General features: G+C 40.5%; 15 protein-coding genes. 8 read left to right on the top strand and 7 right to left on the bottom strand.

Translation table 11 applies throughout. The annotated features are described in order from the left end of the window. Positions 1-47 precede the first annotated feature (47 nt). From BV372_RS12740 to BV372_RS12730, 3 genes are read left to right on the top strand one after another with little or no spacing between them, the layout of a single operon-like run. Positions 48-392 (top strand): hypothetical protein, encoded by a 345-nt coding sequence (locus BV372_RS12740; RefSeq protein ID WP_086686874.1) that lies wholly within the window; start codon positions 48-50, stop codon positions 390-392. Positions 393-428: 36 nt separating this feature from the next. After that, on the top strand, positions 429-1403 hold the full coding sequence (locus BV372_RS12735; protein ID WP_086686873.1) for a DnaJ C-terminal domain-containing protein: 975 nt from the start codon (positions 429-431) through the stop codon (positions 1401-1403). Next, positions 1400-1702 carry a chaperone modulator CbpM gene (locus BV372_RS12730; protein WP_086686872.1) on the top strand — a complete coding sequence of 101 codons (303 nt, stop codon included), beginning with the start codon at positions 1400-1402 and terminating at the stop codon, positions 1700-1702. Before BV372_RS12735 ends, BV372_RS12730 begins: the two co-directional genes overlap by 4 nt. Positions 1703-2015: 313 nt before the next feature. On the opposite strand, the gene BV372_RS12725 is transcribed toward BV372_RS12730, so the two are convergent. The 5 genes from BV372_RS12725 to BV372_RS12700 all read right to left on the bottom strand — a co-directional run bounded on the left by BV372_RS12725 (position 2016) and on the right by BV372_RS12700 (position 7781). Beyond that, positions 2016-3371 carry a hypothetical protein gene (locus BV372_RS12725; protein WP_086686871.1) on the bottom strand — a complete coding sequence of 452 codons (1356 nt, stop codon included), beginning with the start codon at positions 3369-3371 and terminating at the stop codon, positions 2016-2018. A gap of 438 nt (positions 3372-3809) precedes the next feature. Further along, a complete protein-coding gene (locus tag BV372_RS12720; protein ID WP_086686870.1) occupies positions 3810-4256 on the bottom strand; it encodes a DUF3598 family protein in 447 nt (148 codons plus the stop codon). A 74-nt stretch (positions 4257-4330) separates the two neighbouring features. Next, positions 4331-5746 carry an aldehyde dehydrogenase family protein gene (locus BV372_RS12715; RefSeq protein WP_086686869.1) on the bottom strand — a complete coding sequence of 472 codons (1416 nt, stop codon included), beginning with the start codon at positions 5744-5746 and terminating at the stop codon, positions 4331-4333. A gap of 199 nt (positions 5747-5945) precedes the next feature. Continuing rightward, positions 5946-6989, bottom strand: coding sequence for a nitrilase-related carbon-nitrogen hydrolase (locus tag BV372_RS12705; RefSeq protein ID WP_086686867.1), 1044 nt, complete (start codon positions 6987-6989; stop codon positions 5946-5948). Positions 6990-7007: 18 nt separating this feature from the next. Beyond that, positions 7008-7781 carry a red chlorophyll catabolite reductase gene (locus tag BV372_RS12700; protein ID WP_086686866.1) on the bottom strand — a complete coding sequence of 258 codons (774 nt, stop codon included), beginning with the start codon at positions 7779-7781 and terminating at the stop codon, positions 7008-7010. A 131-nt stretch (positions 7782-7912) separates the two neighbouring features. Between BV372_RS12700 and BV372_RS12695 the strand changes: the two genes are divergently transcribed. Next, complete coding sequence (locus BV372_RS12695; protein ID WP_086686865.1) at positions 7913-9106, top strand: NAD(P)/FAD-dependent oxidoreductase; 1194 nt, start codon at positions 7913-7915, stop codon at positions 9104-9106. A gap of 149 nt (positions 9107-9255) precedes the next feature. After that, entirely contained in the window at positions 9256-10149 is an 894-nt protein-coding gene (locus BV372_RS12690; RefSeq protein WP_086686864.1) for an NmrA/HSCARG family protein, read from the top strand. Between the two features lie 269 nt (positions 10150-10418). On the opposite strand, the gene BV372_RS12685 is transcribed toward BV372_RS12690, so the two are convergent. Beyond that, entirely contained in the window at positions 10419-11561 is a 1143-nt protein-coding gene (locus tag BV372_RS12685) for a glycosyltransferase family 4 protein (protein WP_086686879.1), read from the bottom strand. A 54-nt stretch (positions 11562-11615) separates the two neighbouring features. Then, positions 11616-12788: a glycosyltransferase family 4 protein gene (locus BV372_RS12680; protein WP_086686863.1), complete on the bottom strand. Its 1173-nt coding sequence runs from the start codon at positions 12786-12788 to the stop codon at positions 11616-11618. Between the two features lie 908 nt (positions 12789-13696). On the opposite strand from BV372_RS12680, the gene BV372_RS12675 reads away from it, so the two are divergent. The 3 genes from BV372_RS12675 (at position 13697) to BV372_RS12665 (ending at position 18482) form a co-directional block, all read left to right on the top strand. Beyond that, complete coding sequence (locus tag BV372_RS12675; protein ID WP_086686862.1) at positions 13697-15919, top strand: hypothetical protein; 2223 nt, start codon at positions 13697-13699, stop codon at positions 15917-15919. A 486-nt stretch (positions 15920-16405) separates the two neighbouring features. Continuing rightward, a complete protein-coding gene (locus tag BV372_RS12670) occupies positions 16406-17191 on the top strand; it encodes a PIG-L deacetylase family protein (RefSeq protein ID WP_086686861.1) in 786 nt (261 codons plus the stop codon). A gap of 181 nt (positions 17192-17372) precedes the next feature. Beyond that, complete coding sequence (locus BV372_RS12665) at positions 17373-18482, top strand: glycosyltransferase family 4 protein (RefSeq protein WP_086686860.1); 1110 nt, start codon at positions 17373-17375, stop codon at positions 18480-18482. Positions 18483-18628: the final 146 nt, after the last annotated feature.

Raw genomic sequence — 18628 nt, 5'->3', positions numbered from 1 at the left:
ACTTTACATTAAGCTTAGGCATTCTCAGAGCTGATGGAGAATGAACGATGGACGATCAAACAAGAGCGGCGCAAGCAGCAGTTCCCAATCAAGCAGCCGCCGAAGCTCAACAAACCAACTACGAGCAAAAAAGCGCCAGTGGTGGTAGTGCTATGCTCGATGCCCAAAAGCAAGCGGGTGAAATGCGTCAAGACGACCCAGTAGACCATCCTAGCGCCAGCAATATTGCAGGGGATACTGAAATCAACGACCCTACAGATACCAAATTATTTACAACTACAGGAAATTATCCCGTAGACGCCAACGAACTACAAAAAGACTATACCCCACCTCCAATCACCTCCGAGCAAGACGCGCCAAATCCTGATATGGGACCCGATCGACCGATGTAGTGAGGAGTTAGGAATAGGCGATCGCTAAATTGCAGTATGGCAAAGGTAACAGACTTTAAAGACTATTACACGGTTCTGGGGGTTGACAAAAAAGCTACACCAGACGAAATCAAACGAGCATACCGCAAACTTGCCCGTAAATATCATCCTGACTTGAATTCTGGAGATCAAAAAGCAGAAGAACGTTTTAAAGAAATTAATGAAGCGAATGAGGTACTCTCTGACCCTGAAAAGCGGCAGAAGTACGACCAGTTTGGGCAGTACTGGAATCAGGTAAATCAGGCCGGAACACCTCCACCGAGAAGCACAGGTGTGGGTACAGCTACTCAGGGCTTTGATTTTGACCAATACGGCGACTTTGACTCATTCATCAATGATTTGCTGGGGCGCTATAGTACCCCAGGGGAAACCGGGCGCAGAACCTCTACCTACCGTAATACTACAGGGCGAACTAGTGGTACTGATACAACTCCTGGCACTGACACGGAAGCTGCGATCGCCCTTACCTTCTCAGAAGCTTTTCATGGTACACAAAAGCGTCTCCAACTCGATGGTGAGACAATTAATGTGCGGATTCCACCAGGGGCTACACCAGGAAGCCGAGTTCGGATTAAAGGGAAAGGTCATCCTAGTCCCTTTTCCCAACAACGGGGAGACTTGTATCTGACAATTGAAGTTTTGCCCCATCCCTTTTTCCAATTTGAAGGCGATAACATTACCTGTGAAATTCCAATTCGCCCAGATGAAGCAGTTTTGGGCGCTGAAATCGATGCACCAACTCCTGATGGTAGTATTAATGTCAAGGTGCCGCCTGGAGTGCGTTCTGGTCAATCCCTGAGAATCCGCGGTAAAGGCTGGACGTTACCTCAAGGTAAACGCAGTGACCTCATAATTAAACTCCAGATTGTGCCTCCAAAAGATATCAGCCCCATTGAACGTGAAGCTTACGAAACAATTCAGGCACACAGCAACTTTAATCCCCGCGCTCAGTTGCAGGAGGTAAAATTATGACCGAGTTCAGCCTTTCTCAAACAGTTGTTTCCCAAGATGGCGAACAGCTTTACTCGTATGAATATGCAGCAAGGGTGACAGAGACATCTACTGTGCTGGTAGAACGCTTTGCCGAGTTGGGATTGATTGAACCGATTGGGGTAATGCTCCACCAGCGCGATATTACTCGCATTGCTAAAATTCAACGTCTGCGTCGAGATTTAGGACTCAATTTAGTGGGAGCAGCAATGGTACTAGATATGGCGCAGGAGATTGCTCAGTTACGTGCTCAAATCAAGGCATATCAATCACTGAAGTAAACTTTTAGATCTCCGCTGAACTAATTTTGGCTGTCAAAAGCAACGCGATCGCAATAAAAGCTCAAGGGATTTTTTGCGCATGGATGGCCTGCTTGGGTAAAGACACGCCCCAGATTTTCCTTAACTTTAGCGAGAACAGTTCCTTGACCGCTAATTTGCACTAAATAATCTCCTCCAGTAATTGTTAGTAGAAAAATTCCAGCAAAATGAACTATATCGCAATACGGTTCAGTGAAGACAAATTATAGGGGTACGGCACCGAGAAAATTATGTAATGCACCGAAAGATTAGGATGCCGTGCCCCTACGAAGTATTACTTTTTCACTAAAATGTATGCCGTAGAATAGTCAGGTAAATTGCCGATATGCTGTTCAAAATCTTTTTGATTCTGAAAAATACCTGCTAAAAAATCAAGTTGATGGAGATTAGGTAAAAATGCTCCACCTGTATCAGCAATGACGCCCATTTGTAGCTGTTTGCGTCCACCTCTATTATGCTCAAGTACAATCACTTTACCTAAACCAATATTTAGGACATCGCCAGCAAAAGTTACTCCTGGTTTGATGGATATTTTTGCATCTATCTTGTATCCATAACCTTTGATAGCATCAACTTTCCTAAAATACCAGTAACGCTTTTGTGCTGTTGCTTTTAATCCCCTAATATAAGGAATCTCATTACTTCTATCTACATTAAAAACCCCCTGAGTTCCATCTGTAAATTTAATTAATATTGTCCCCTCCATGAGTGCTTCTTCAAAACCATTGCGAGTTAAATATGCAAGGGGTTCAACTTTACCAAATTCCTTACCGCCTGGTTCATAAATACCAGATAGTACATCTTGCTTTGTATATCTTGTGTAGAATTTATCGGTACTGAGATTATCTTTTAAGCTATAAATTGGTATGTTAAAAGTAGATGTCTTTTTCTGAGAACCAGAATGAATAAACACAGCATATTTTGTGATTCTTAGTTGCTGTTGATTTCTGCTCTTAGGGTTATAAGCAGACCATTTTATCACTCGAAAATGGGTGTTAATAAAATTAGGATCTTGTAAACGAGTAGTTCGACGATTGGCAATATCTTCCTTTAAAACGGCAATCATGAAATCTAAGGTTTTGAGTACATCCTCCACAGCAACTCCCTTAGTTCCAAGAAGACCTGTACGTAAAATATCAGGGTCTTCATTAGCGTAGTTTTGATAATATTTTCTGGTATTAGAAAGAACAGTTAGTAAATCTGTTTGATTGAAATTAACCTTTGCGGTTGGTAGTTTTCCAGGATTAAAAACCTGACTACCATTAACACTAAATTTATATTTTTTTAACTCATCAATGACTGCATAGGTTGTGGAGGCTGATATCAAATTCCGCCCAGATGGATGAATGTTTTGCTGGCTGAAATCATGCTCAAACTCTTGTTGCTCATTCAAGATATTTAGCAAACTTGTGGCAACTATCTGAGCAGACTGAATGAAGGGGAGGGAAATACCTGTTTGAGTTAGAGGTTTTTCCTGCTGAATAAAAGAGACATTTTGGGTAGTCTGATATTGTTGAGTTAGCTGTTTAGTTTTTGATTGACTATATAAATGGTTACTGGCTAAACCGAAAAGTAATAAGGTAGCAAAACCTACCGTAAAACTAATTTTTTTACTGAATAGTACACTCATGGTATGAAAAAAATTTCTACTGCTACATAATAGTTGCACTTGGTTAATATCTGAACAACTCACCTTAAAAAAGGTTCCCTTGAATTGGAATCTGAAAATTAGAGAAGAGAGTAGAGAACAGGTGAATGACCCTTAAGAACTTGCAATTAAAAAAAATATCCAAATGGTAGTGGCGTGCAAGACTAAAATTGTGCATTACATTTCTAATTGATAGGGCGCTAAAGCGCAACTACGAACATTTTTTATTGCAACATTTTAGCCTAGACACGCCAGTAGGGTGCGTTATGGCGTTCCGCCTAACGCACCGCCATGAAATCAAAGATATTGCGTTACATTTCGTTAAGGTACCTGAGAAGATATTGGATAATTTATTTTTTAGTATTTCCTCAAGTGTTACTTATTACTAATGAACTCTTGGCTCTTAACCCTTCAACAGTGCTATCGTAGCCGTTCTTCTTGGATGAGAGTACGTTGGTAAATTTGATGATTTTTAAACCATTGCCAAGTGCGGGCACGATAGTTATTATCTGGACTAATTTGAATCATTTCATACAAGTACATTGTCGGTACTTCTTTATAAGAAAACCACAAAATAACTGTAGAATCGTCAACTTCCCAAGCTTTCCCTTGAATACGTTCAGTATCAAAAAATAGGGCTTTATCCCTATAGCTTCCAGGAAATTGATGTTCCTCTTGTTTACCGTCAGACCACTTGTAACGATTAATTTGGTAATAAGGATAGGGGCTATTTTCTGGAAACTGGCAGCTTAAATGAGATTCATGCCTATCGAGGATTTTTCCTGCTGTATCGATCAGTGTATACGTACCCACCCATTCTCCTTCGTGACGGGCAAGCACGGGCATTCCTTCTCGGATCGTAGACATAGAAAACTCCTTTAGAGCGTCTGCTAGGCTTCAATTCTCAGGTTGGAATTGTTAATTGTAAATTTTCTGCTTAATTAATTATCAAACCACCAAGGATCATTTGCAGAATTGGTTTTGATCAAAAAAGCTTTTTTCCGCATGAACCGTTTTAACGCTGCTGGACCCATACGTGATCCACCCAGACCAGAGAATTTGAATGAATTTTTCTCGCCTTCATGCATGATAGCGGTAAGAGCAGCATCGTTGATACTGATACCTCCTGCATCTATTTGCTGGGCAACTTCTAAAGCTAATTCTTCTGATCCTGCAAACACAGCAGCACTCAGTCCATAAATTGAGTCATTAGCTAAATGAATTGCTTCCTCAACATTAGCAAATGGCATGATTGGCATAATCGGACCAAAAGTTTCGTCGGTCATCACTTTCATAGAATGGTTGACCTGAGTAAGAACTGTGGGACGACACCACCAACCCCCGCCTAATTCTTCAACTTTACCGCCACAGTGAATTACTGCTCCCTTATCTGATGCATCTAGAAGATGGTCGCTAATAATTGCTGCTTGTTTTTCGGCAATAATTGGGCCAATTTCCCCAGTTTCTAATGCAGGGTGAGCTAATTTTAGCTTTTGGGCTTTAGCTACTAACTGTGTAACAAATTTATCTAATATAGATTCGGCAACGTAAATTCGTTCAATTGAAAGACATGACTGCCCAGTGTTAACAACTGCACCCCATAAAATTGCTGAAGTTGCTAAATCTAAATTAGCGGATTCTAAAACGATCGCCGGATCTTTGCCACCTAATTCTAAAAATACTGGTATAAACTTTTTCGCTGCTACTTCGGCAACTTTTCGCCCTGTGGCCACACTACCCGTAAAGCAGACTAAATCTACATATTCAATCAGAGCAGCTCCTGTTTCACCTGCTCCTTCAATAAAACTAAATACATCGCGTAATTTAGGCACAGCATTAAGTGCTGTCATCAATGGTGCTACAAAGCGGGGAGCAATCTCACTAGGTTTGACAACAACTGCACAACCCGCTAGCAATGCGGGAATAGCATCAATCGTAGATAGCAATAACGGAAAATTCCACGGACTAATCACCCCAACTAAGGAATAAGGAACGGCTGTTTGTTGTAGGGCGATAAATGGAATTGCTGTATTTTTTGCCGAGTCTTGCAGCAATTCTGGCGCTAATCGACACCAACGATCAATGCTAGAGATAAAGGAATCAATTTCCATTTCCGAGATTGACAATCTTCCTGTATCATTGACCAAAGCTTCAGACAAGCGATCGCGTTCTGATAATATCGCTTGCTTCCATTCCTGTAATGCTTCAATTCTCCCTTCTAAACTCATCTGCTGCCAACGAACTTGCGACCTCCGCAGCCGATTGCATAGCTGCGCCAGTAGCTTTGGCGGTGGCGGTATAATCACATAGTCAAATTTTCCCGTCCGAGGATTACGAACATCTATTGATTTTGTCATTGGTCATTTGTCATTGGGCATTTGTCATTGGTCATTGGGCATTTGTCATTTGTCATTGGTCATTTGTCATTTGTCATTTGTTATTGGTCAAGAGTCCAGAGTCAACAGTCAACTAATTATTTCTCCCTTGTCTTCCTTGTCTTCCTTGTCTTCCTTGTCCCATTTCTCCCCACACTCCCCACACTCCCTCATCTCTCCCTCAAATCACCCCTAAGTTGGCTAGGCGTTCAATGGTCGCTTGCTGTGTTTGTAGGAAGTGTTTGCGGTCTACTTCTGTTTCCAGCATAGTGTTTGGTGGGTAAAATTGCGATTGAAGGTAACTTTGGGCATATAGTTCAAATCGCTGGCGGGAGAGTAAATTATTTAACCCCGGTCGGCGGCGATCGCGTCGTAAAGCAGCTAGGTCAATCTCTGCAAAAGCTGCCATGCTTTCGCCTGTGGTTGTTTCAGATAGCACGATTCCACGATGGTCAATAATCTTAGAACCACCATCAGCAGAGGCAACTGGGATGGGGATATTCGCGATACCTGCTGTATTCGCAGAAACTACGTAGGCGGTATTTTCCACCGCACGGGTAATTTTGGCTGCGTCTTTGGGTGTTAAAGCTTTGCTATAAACTTCAGAGGTGGAGTGGAGAAAAATTTCTGCCCCGCGCATTGCTAAACACCGTGCAACTTCTGGATATAAAATTTCTTCTGATGCCAAAGCCGCTAAATTTCCGATCGCAGTTTTCGCAACAGGAAAAACTCCCTCTAATCCATAGCAGTCAAGATATTTATCCCAAACATCATGGGGTGTGGGGGCGAACATCGAATTTAGCCGCCGATACCGCAAGACAACGTTTCCTGATGGGTCAATCACAAAGCAAGTTTGAAAGTACAACCCAGGAAAGTTAGGGTCAACTTCGTAGGCGTTCCCAGCTAAAAAGATACGATGTTTTTGAGAGATTTGACCAAGAGCTTCATACTCAGCACCATTCATTTCCAAACAGGCTTTTTCTGCCCACACCGCTACAGATTCACCAAGAGGAAAACCTGTGAGGAAATACTCTGGTAACACAATTAAACGACAGTCAAAGCCGATAAAAGCAATACTGGCAGCGATTTGTTGTGCCAAGCGGTTGATAGTATTTTGAATTAAAGAACGAGCTTCAGTGCGATCGCGTGCTTGATTCACTGCATGACAGGTAACTTGGAGTGCCAAGGCTCGATATGAATCTAGATTATCGGTGTGGGCTGTCATAATTGCTGGGTGAAAATTTTAACTCCCACTCTTAAGAATACGATCGCCACCCCACAGCGATCGCACTAGTTTATCTGTCAATTCTTCTCCAAATAGCCGTACAGAATTTTCATTACCTGGATCGCGTTCAGCAACAGCACGGCGCACAATCAAATCACGCTTCGACAAAGCAGTACGTTCGGATTCTGGTACAGGTTCAGCTTCATCTACCCATCTGAGCCAAGGATTCATCATCTCAAAAGCAATATTACTGATGAACTCTAATGTCTCATTAGCGACTGGACAGGTAAAAAGTAAACAAGTAGGTGACAGCACCTGGCGGATATATAGGCTTTTGCTGATAAAGGGTTGAAAACGTGAATCTTCTTGGAGATTTAAATAGGTTTGATTAACAGATTCATAGTAGCGATCCAAATATTCTAAGTCTGTAGATAAATCAGTCCTAGGAATGTAATCCATGTAGAAAAATAGATGTCCAAACGTAGCAAACTCAAAGGCCAGATGAGGAACACGGATATGCGATCCTAGCCAAATTACCAAGCGTATGTAGTTAAAGCCTGATTTGGGTTTCCGTGCCCATTGATGCACTAGCCAATCAATTTCAGAACCAGAGAAGGTATTGAGAGATCCGTAAACTTCAGCATTTTGGGCAGAATAGTTTTGTAATTCTTTTGTAGAAACATCTAGATGTACTTCAAAACGAGCATCTAGTTTCTGGCGGAGTTCATTTGTAATACCCCACAACTGCTCAAACACAGGTGTATTGTCCACATCCGGTTGCTGCTCAGTCATTGTTTGTGTCAACCTCTCACGCGCCTCAATACTCTAAAATGAAATGGTTAGGTAGTCGTACTAATCAAAGCTAACTTTAATTTTTCTCTTACTGGCGAACACGACCAAAACATCACTCCTAAGTGTGATTCATGTCGGAAAACAACCCAACACAATCTCCTGTAGCGTTAGCATCGAGAGTTGCCATCATTGGTGCTGGTCTTGGAGGTTTAACACTTGCTTTAGCACTACGAAAACAAGGCATTGAAACGCAAGTCTATGAAAAGGCAAGGGAATTGCGAGCAGTAGGCGCTGGTCTGACGCTTTTTCCTAACGGCTTGAATAGTCTTCGTGCCATTGATGCAGGTATAGTTGAGTCTTTGAAATCCGCAGGTAGCCAAACCCGGATGCTGAACCTAAAAAAAAGCACGGGAGAAATCATCATGCAAAGCCCTATTACGCTATTAGCGAAATATGGGCAGCCGATGTTGAACATTCGCTGGTCGCGCCTGCAAGAAATACTCGCTGCTGGACTGCCAAAGGAAGCCATTCACCTCAATTCTCGGTGCATAGGCTATCAAGAAAACGACCAAGGTGTAGAAGTTGACTTTGAAGATGGCAAAAAAGTTCAGGCAGATTTACTGATAGGGGCTGATGGTATAAACTCCGTTGTGAGACAGATGCTCATTAAAGACGGTTCCCCTCGCTATTCGGGACGCTTGTCTTGGCGTGCTGTCGTTAAGTATAACCACGAGCTACTTGGTTCTGACGAATCAATTTTTATGCTGGGAAATGACGGCAAAGCTTTCACCCTCATCGATGTAGGAGACGGATACATATTTTGGAGCGCTGGAGCGTTATCGGCAGATGCTAATTGCCTCCAAAACGCCGTAGAGGTAAAATCTCGTGTTTTAGAAGTATTTGCTGGATGGGGAGAACCAGTACAGGCAATTGTGGCGGCAACAGATGCCAACGAAATTGTCGAACGTCCAATATACGACAGACCACCATTGGAAAGTTGGAGCCAAGGTAGGGTAACGCTTTTGGGCGATGCAGCCCATCCAGTAGTACCAGTTTTAGGACAAGGAGCGAATATGGCTTTTGAGGATGCATGGGAACTGCAAGAGTGCCTTTCCCATGCGGACAGTATTGAAACAGCTCTTGCTAGCTACGAGAAAAGTCGCATCCACCGCACCCAAGTCATTCAAGCTCGGAGTGCATTCCAAGGCGCACGCTCTTATGATGCTGACAGCGAAACATTTCTGCGCGGAGTTGCAGAACAAGCACAGATGAGTCAGTCAGAGTTTGAGGATTGGCTTTATAGCTATAAATCAACAAGCTTGTGATTCGATTGCAAATTTTACAGCGGATTTTAAGTTGGTTAAGCACAGATAATCAGCCTCAAACCCAGGTATAAAGCCTGTTTAACTTCTAAATTCTGGATTCTGACAGCTTTATTCTGCTGTAATACTCTTATCCCTGTCAAAGGTTAAAAATGAGTAAAGTTCTACTTATTGGCATTACTGGTGGTACTGGTGGGAATGTCGTCAAGGGATTTCTCGAGCAGGGCGTCACTAATCTGCGTGCCATCACCAGAAAGATAGACCTAAATCGTCCATCTCTTTCAAAGTTGAATGATGCTGGAGTTGAGTTAGTTGAAGCTGACCTAGACGATGCAAACTCCCTCACCCCAGCCTTGACAGGAGTTACGGCTGTTTACTGTCACGCCACATCTGGAGACTCTAGTAAGGCCGATCCCTTAGAAGTTGAGAGAGCAAAGCAAGTTGCACAAGCTGTAAAGCAAGCTGATATTAAGCACTTAGTCTACAATTCCGCAGGTGGGGCAGATAGAAATTCTGGCATTCCCCATATTGAGCAAAAGTATGAAGTGGAGCAAATTTTCAAAGCAGCTGGCTTACCAACAACCATGTTGCGCGCTTGCTTGTTTATGGAAGAGTTTTGGAAAAAGTACACGCGGCCCTCTATTCTCAAGGGCGCTTTTCCATTTTCTATTCAGCCAAATAAGCCCCTACATCTGATTACAACTAAAGATATGGGGCGTGTAGCTGCCTATGTGATTCAACATCCCTCCCAATACATCGGGCGAGAAATTGAGTTGGCTGGTGATGTGCTGACTCCTAAGCAAATGGCAGAGGCATTTTCTCAAGCGCAGGGGATCAAAGTTACCCACAAAGAAACACCTGCGTGGATTTTTTTACTGCTTTGGCAAAAGGAACTCTTCGATTTGATTCAGTGGTATCGTCATAAAGGTTATCAAGCCGATGTTCAGCAGTTGCGCACAGAATTTCCGGAACTATTGACTACATTCAGTGAATTTCTAGAACAAACCAACTGGGCAAATCGGGAACTTACTTATGAGAATCTATAATGGGATGGATATCGGGACTATTAAATAATTTGTAATTCTTAGTTCGTAATTAAAGACAGCTTTGACGCAGATTTAGACTCTGAATAAAACCAAAATGATGGTGCTTACGAGGGGTAATCCAAGAAATATAAGTAGTTAGGGCTAGGCCTTACAAAACCTGGATATGGTGGGCAATGCTCACTCTACACTAGTTACAATCCTGTTATGGATTTAGATTTTATATGCCTTCCTTATTTGTGTAAATGTGATAAAAAATTATGAATTAGTAATTAGTTAAATTTAGATGATAACAGTTGGGAAATTTGCTGATTAATAATTTTCACATCAAAACGCTTACTAGCTATTTTTCTGGCATTATGAGCCATAGTTGCAGTTTTATGTCTCTCTTGAAGGCAAGTAGTAATTACTTGTGCTAGTTCTTGAGAATCTCCAGGTTGAACTAAAAAACCATTGATTCCAGGTTCGATTAATTCCATTGCACCCCCAGCTTTAGTTGCAACTACAGGTGTACCACACAGCATAGCTTCAACGATTACTCTACCAAAGGGTTCTGCAAAAGTGGAGGTATGAGCAACTAAGTCACAAGCTGCCATTAACTGCGGAATATCAGCACGAAATCCTAAAAAATTTACGCGATTTTCTAACCCCAATGCAGTAACTTGCCGATGCAATTGTTGCACATAATCTTGTTCACCAAATAAAGCATCTCCAACTAAAATTACTGTTACTTGTTGCGGACATTTGGCAAGCGCATCAATTAAAATATGTTGCCCTTTCCAAGGTGCAAGCCGACTGAAGTGACCGATTATAAATTTTCCTATCAGACCTAATTCTTGCTGTAATTGCCTAACATCAGATTCGCAAGTTTGATAAATTTTGGGTTCAAAGCCGTTATAGACAACTGTAGTGATATTTGCACGTCCTCCCGCTTGCACAAAAGCTGTTTGACTTGCTTGGGAGTTAGCAATTACTAACGAGGCAAAATGATTAGCTAAGTTAACAGCAATGCGTCGGTTAGTTTGACTAAAATGTTCTTTTGAGAGAATATCATGCAAATGATAGACCAGAGGACGACGGGCAAAGAAACTAGCGATCGCGCCTATGACTAATGCTTTTTGCGTATTAGCATAAATCAAATCGTATTTCCTAGCTCTTTTTACTACTTTAATTATTAGTGGTATTATTTGTCTTAGACTTCTTACCCCTTGTAAAAAACTACTGGCTTTTTTAACTTGAATTGATTGAGTTGTTAAAACTTCTACTGGAATTTGATTTTGCTCTAGTAAAGTTTTAAATGTTCCATCTGCAAATAATCCTACAAGAGCGCGATCGCGATAGGGTTTAGCAATATCTATCAAACATAGTTCTGCACCCCCTGGCTTACCACTTTGATCTAAAAAAAGAATTTTCAGCATATTTGTCATTCGTCATTTATTATTTCTCCGTGTCCCCGCGTCTCTGCGACCCTAGTCTCTATTCCCTAATAGAACTTCCCGAACTTGCTGGGCTATTTGATGCCAGTTAAAGTTGGTGGCGGCGTACTGGTGACAGGCTTCGCGTGAAGGGATTAGTATGCTTCCTAGTAAGACTTGTTCTAATTTTTCAGCAATAGCTGAAACTTCAACGGAATCAGTAATTAAATCTGGTAATAAAGGTTCTATAATTTCTGGCATTCCGCCAACAGGAGTGCATAAAACAGGAGTACCACAAGCAAGGGATTCTACTATTGCTAATCCAAACCCTTCAAAAGACTGGCTAGGCATGATTGTTAAGTCGGCAGCTTGGTACGCTAAAGGTAGCTGGTCATCAGGTAGAAAACCTAGAAATTTAACGTTGTCTTCTAGTCCTAATTCTTTAGCCTGTTGTTGTAGTGCAGCTTGTATATGACCACGACCTGCGATCGCTAGCCAAACATCAGGAATTCTTGGTTTAATGATTGCTAGTGCTTGCAATAATTTATCTAGTCCAACTCGATGTACTAAACGTCGGGATGTAAATAATATCTGGCGACTATCAGGCCAGCCTAATTTGCTTCTAGCTTCTTGCGGTGATAGGTTAGCTTGAAATTTATTAATATCAACTCCACCAGGAATTATGTGAATTTTATTCCAAGGAACTTGATATTGTTGATGTAGAATTTTCCCAAATGCTTTGCTGAGAACAATAAAGCGATCGCAACGTTTATAAGTGCTTTGTTCTATTAGCCAGCGTTTAACTAAAATACTCAATATCTGATTATCTACTTCCTCTAGGCTCTCAGATGCCCAAGGTCCATGAAAGTTGAAAGTAATGGGCACTCCTTTGGGCAAAAGATCCAAAATGGGAAAGCTGTATAATGCAAAATGCAAGTTAATAGCATCTGGCTTGCCTAGTCTGGTTTTCTTAAAATTACTGCGAATAGACCACAGTCTTCGCCAAATTGCACTATCTGGCTCAGCCAAATTAGTTAGCTTGATTGACGTATTTATTGCTGTTTTTGGTAAGCCTACTCCACATAATTCCACATAATCTTGATTTACTGCTAATTGATGAGTTAGTTCATAAATATAGCGCTCTAATCCTCCTGGTGTTTGAGGAAACCAGCCCATTCCCAGGGTGAGGATAGATGCTGAAGCGAAATTGTCTTTGTTACCTTCCATCTATTTTTTTCCTGTGATTTGTCGAACCTGTTCCGTAGTTTTTACACCAAGCTCAACCGCTTTTTTTTAAATAATAAATTACCTTTGCTAGTACTTCTATTCTGCGATCCACTACATCATCAGTACATTTCTATTCATGAACGCATAAATATTTTCCAGCAAAGCTACAACTTTATTTAAATTATTTTTTCAGACTTGTAATGTAGCTATAAATCATCAGTTAAGGCTAAAATTAGGCAGAATATTCTGTTTTAATTCTTTTATATTTGGCTGTCAACTAGTAAACTTAAACTGGTATTCTTCTCAGCTATAAAATACGAGACCCGATAAATATTATACTTTTATCGTAAAAAACCACTGAATTGTTTCTATATTAACTCTCAACATTAGGCGTACAATGCCAGATTAATATCAAAATATTCTGTATTCAGTTTTACTATATTCAACAATAATAAAGTAAAGATTAATACTTGACTAAAAAATTGGCGATCGCCTGGCAAACTAAATTTAAAAATACGTGTAATTTTTATAAAGTTTTAGTGAAATTGAACTTTTTAATATTGGGTCTTTGTTATTTATGTATATAACTTGTTAAAAGCAAGATTACTCATCAGGATTCAATAATTTATTCTTTAGGGCTAGACAATCTTAAGTAACCAAGCGCAAAATAAAACAATACATCTACAATAGCCAATATTCTTTAGCTACAAGTCAAAATATCAGGGTTTTGGCTACTAAATTGGATTTGAAACATTAGCTACTATCTATTATTTATTGCAAAGTATCAAGTAATACATTGCAGTTGATTGATAATTTTAGCTTCTAATGGCTAACTAGTATCAATCAATATTCTCTGAAGCAATAAAAATAATATTTTTGAGGCTTACTCAGATAAATTTGGAGATTAGATGAAATTTAGATTAATGAAAAAAATCGGCAGAATCTGCCACAAATTTGACCAATCGCTCAAGAAGATATCTCAAAAGCGAAGTTTTAATCAAAAGAAGTTTTTAACATTTTTACTTTGTCTGACTATCGGAGTAATTGTTAGTTCTGCTTGCATAACAACACGCTGGACTGTTAGTGGCTCGCCTACAAGCACGTACAAAACATCTTGGATAGGTAATAGTTTTGGCGGTGGAAAAAATTGGGTACAAAACAATATAGAAGGAATGTATGTTGCTGCCAATGGCACAGTTTATACCAATAGTGTTTGGGATGAAGCAGGCAGAGAAGCCGGAATCTATCAAGACGGCAAGATTATTGGTATGGCTGATGATACTCACGGATGGAGCCGTACTGGTGGTAAAGCAGTAACAGTAGATAGTAAATATATTTACTTAGCCATAACTCAAGGATCAATTGGCAAAACAGAGAAAGATTATCCGCCAGATGGAACAAGTTGGTACTGCGTAAGACGCTATCACTTATCTGGAAAACCTGCACCGTTTGCTAGCGGTCGTGGCTGGGATAAAAGTATGGTAATTACTAGCACCAAAGGAGAAGTTACTGGATTAGCAACTGCAAAAAAACAATTATATGTCAGTGACTCTGCTGCCAATCGCATTCGCGTTTATAGTACCGAAACTATGCAGGAACTACGCAGTTTTAGCGTTACCAGACCGGGAGCAATAACTGTTGATCAAAAAGCTAATCTGTGGATTATTCAAAATAAAAAAGGTAGTAATCCTGCCAAGATTCTGCATTATTCCCACACTGGCAAGCAATTACCTCAAGAGATTACTAAAGTTGTCAAACCAACTGCGATCGCCATCGATCCTCAAGGTAGGCTTTTAGTTGCAGAAAACGGGCCACTTCAGCAAGTATTGATTTACAACGTTACAGATAAGCCAGTACAGGTTGCCACTTTCGGCACTAAAGGCGGTGTTTTTGCGGGTAATCCTGGGGAAGTCCAAGATTTGAAACTTTACGGGATTACAGGATTAGGTACAGATGCCGCAGGCAACATTTATATAAATAGTAATGGTTTCAATAGATCGGGAACAGACTTAAGAAAGTTTTCGCCATCAGGAAAACAACTGTGGCGATTGTTGGGATTGCTGTTTGTCGATAATGCGGATGCTGATCCTCAAACTGATGGAGTTGATGTCTTCACCAAAGAAGAACACTTTGTCATGGACTACAGTCAACCGCCTGGAAAGCAAGGGACTTTTAAAAACTACACACTCAATCCTTTCAAATATCCTCAAGATCCACGTCTGCATACATCTCCAGATGCTACCTTTGTCCGCCGCATCCAAGGTAAGCCTTTTTTGTTTATCACAAATATGTACAGCAGCTTTCTGCAAATTTATCGTTTCGATGCAGCCAAAAATAGTAAAGTTGCAATTCCATCAGGGATGTTTGTCGGAACTAATGGCGAAGGTAAAAAATCAATCGCTGGTAACTGGCCGCCACATCAACCTGAAAAAGGCGAATGGATTTGGCGCGATCGCAATGGTAATGGTGCGTTTGATGAGGGTGAATACGACAAGAGCGAAGATTATCCCTACTTGGGGGGTTGGTGGGTAGATAGTAAAGGTGATGTGTGGAAAACTTTACGAACTCAAGATAGTATTGGTATCCGCCACTATTCATTACAGGGACTAGATGCTCATGGCAACCCCATCTATGCTTATAGTTCCATGCAAAAGCAAAAAACGCCGAGTATGTTTACCGATTTACGGCGGATCGAGTATTTCCCGGAAACAGATACTATGTATTTGTCAGGCTTTACCGTAGACCACCCTGCTAAAGGTGATGATACTGGTGTTGTCGGCTCGGAGATTGTCCGTTTTGATCATTGGAGCCAAGAAAACCTTACTCCCCGTTGGCGGATCGTAGTTCCTCACGACACCACAGGTAAGCGCGAAGTTTCTACCGCAGCCATGAGTGTAGCGAGAGACTATGTATTTATCGTGACATTTAAAACAGCAGAAGTACATGTTTACAACGCTGCAACGGGAGTACAAGTACAACAGTTCAAACCCGGCCCAGAAGTTGCACATGAAAGTGGTTGGATTGATATACCCCACGGTATCCGCGCTTTTCGCCGTTCCAATGGTGAGTATTTAGTGTTTGTTGAAGAAGATTGGAAAGGGAAAGTAATTATCTATCGCTTAATGGGGTAATAACAATTTTCGGCTTCAACGTTTTGACCACAACGTTAATAATTCTGTAGGTTAAGCAATGCCAATTTTTTAGATTCCCGACTTCTTTGAGAAGTCGGGAATCTTGACACCACAAAGATTCATAAATTCAATCTTACTTTTATATATTTGATTAAGTAAGATGGGCAATTCCCACCCTACATGCTACTAAATTAAGTTGCAATTTATGCACTTTTTTAACGTAAAAGTAAGTCCAATAATTGCCATTTATTATCGTTATATATTTTACTGAAACTTTATAACTGACTTGCCAAAATATCGATGCTTTTACACAAAAAATAAATATAATTAATGACAAGTTTTAGTAATTAAACTATGATTTTATAACAACCCAAAAAAGGATTTATGAGAAAAAGCCTCATAGATTATGAGTGTATCTAGCTAATAGTAACCAAATATTTTAAACTGTAATTATTAAGTATGAATTATTAAATAAAGCGAATAATTATGAGTATTAAAAAACATTTACAGCGATTACAAAAATTAATTCCTCATACCTGGCTTGAGCAGATACAATATTTGCACTCCAGCTTACTGTTTCGATGGGTTGTGCAAAATGGAAGTAAACCAATCGCATTAAGCTACAAATCAGCAATGGTGTTTTCTCCTCACCAAGATGATGAAACATTTGGCTGTGGCGGCATGATTGCTCTAAAACGAGAGTATGGCATCCCAGTAACAGTAACTTTTCTTACTGATGGTCAAGGTTCAGGTAATTCTAAGCAGAATTACCAAAATAAAATCATCCAAATTCGCAAAAAAGAAGCAGTAAACGCATTAGAAATTTTGGGAGTTAAACCCTCAGATATTCATTTTCTGGAAAAACCAGATGGGACTTTGCCTGATTTAAAGAATGAGGAAAGGCAACAGACAATTAAACAGCTAGCTAAGCTGCTAAGGCAGTATCAGCCAGAGGAAGTATACGTACCTCATCGTAAAGACTGCCATCGGGATCATGAAGCAACCTATGAATTAGTGAAAGCAGCGATCGCTCAAGCAGGAATCACAGTCGAACTATTGCAATATCCTATTTGGTTGTTCTGGAGAGCACCGTTATTTATTCTGTTGAAATTGCAAGATATAGCCGCAGCTTACTATCTTTCTATCGCATCAGTTCAAGATAAAAAAAATCGAGCAATTTCTGCATATTGTTCTCAAATAAATAGCCTACCTCGTGGCTTTATGCAGCGATTTTCTGGCTCACATGAAATATTTTTTAAATCTGAATCCTAATTTTTGGGTATCAGTATAGTTTCTGGCGGAAAACTACCCCTTCTATCTGGGTAGAAAACGAACCCAAATCTAAGCACAGAAGACTATTTTCGTCTTTATGGCTTGGTGTTTTTGTGGTTCAAAAGAATTTGCGATCGCAGTTATCAATTAACAACCAGTGCTTTGTGTGGAGAAAATTTAAATGCGGATACTACATCTCACCAATCATGTAGAACAAATTGGCAATGGAATTGTGAATGTGGCAGTAGATCTAGCTTGTCTGCAAGCAGATAATGGTCATTATGTTGCCGTAGCCTCAGATGGGGGAGAATACGAAGCATTACTTGCACGTCATGGCGTTCAACACTTTCACCTCGATCAGTCGAGAACACCAGTAAATATGATCAAGGCTGCTTGGCGTTATCGAGAGATAATCCAAGAATTTCAGCCAGATATTGTTCATGCACATATGATGACTGGGGTTGTGCTAGCAGGACTGATGAGAAACGGTTGTGAATACAGTTTAGTGTCTACTGTACACAATGAGTTTCAGCGTAGTGCTGTACTGATGGGATTAGCAGATCGAGTAATTGCAGTGAGTAATGCTGTAGCCGATTCAATGGTTCGGCGTGGTATACCTAAGAGTAAGTTACGAGTGGTATCTAATGGTACATTAAACAGCCCCCGGAATCGTAGTATTAAAGATTATCAACCATTACCTTTATGCCACCCAGCAATTACTACAGTAGCCGGGATGTATACCCGCAAAGGAATTGTTGAGTTAATAGAAGCATTCGTCAAAATTGCTGTAGAGTTTCCGCAAGCACATTTATATTTAGTCGGAAACGGCCCCGATCGCGCAATGTTTGAAACAATGGTGCAAAATACACCTTTTGAAGAGCGAATTCATTTTGAAGGTTTTCAAGCAGAACCACAACGCTATATGCTGGCATCGGATATCTTCGTTCTCGCTTCCCACTGTGAATCTTTCGGATTAGTGCTGACAGAGGCGAGAGAAGCAGGTTGTGCAATTATTGCCAGTAATATCGATGGGATTCCTGAAACATTAGATTGGGGACAAGCTGGTTTATTAGTACCAGCAAAAGATAGCCAAACATTGGCGAACGCTTTAGGACATTTGCTCAACGATTCGCAACAGCTACAAAAGTTGAGATATCAAGCCAAACAAAACCTAGAACGGTTCAGCGCCACGCGGGTTAATGAAGAAACCCTAAATGTGTACTATGAATTAACTAAGAACTACAGTGTATTTAAGACAATAAGAACCGAAGAACTTGTAGTAAGTAAATAAATTTCTATCGACATCACCTGCTGGATTCACCATAGAATGGTTCATACCATTTCACGAAAATCCTGATACACATAAATTTTTCGTAGGGGTTTAGCATTGCTCATTGGTGTCAACTTAAGCAAAAAGTAAGCAAAAGATGTAATCTA

This window comes from Nostoc sp. T09 (genome assembly GCF_002154695.1).
Classification (GTDB): Bacteria; Cyanobacteriota; Cyanobacteriia; order Cyanobacteriales; family Nostocaceae; genus Aulosira.
The sequence above is the reverse complement of the archived record's forward strand: the minus strand, read 5'-3'. Positions and strand labels throughout refer to the sequence as shown.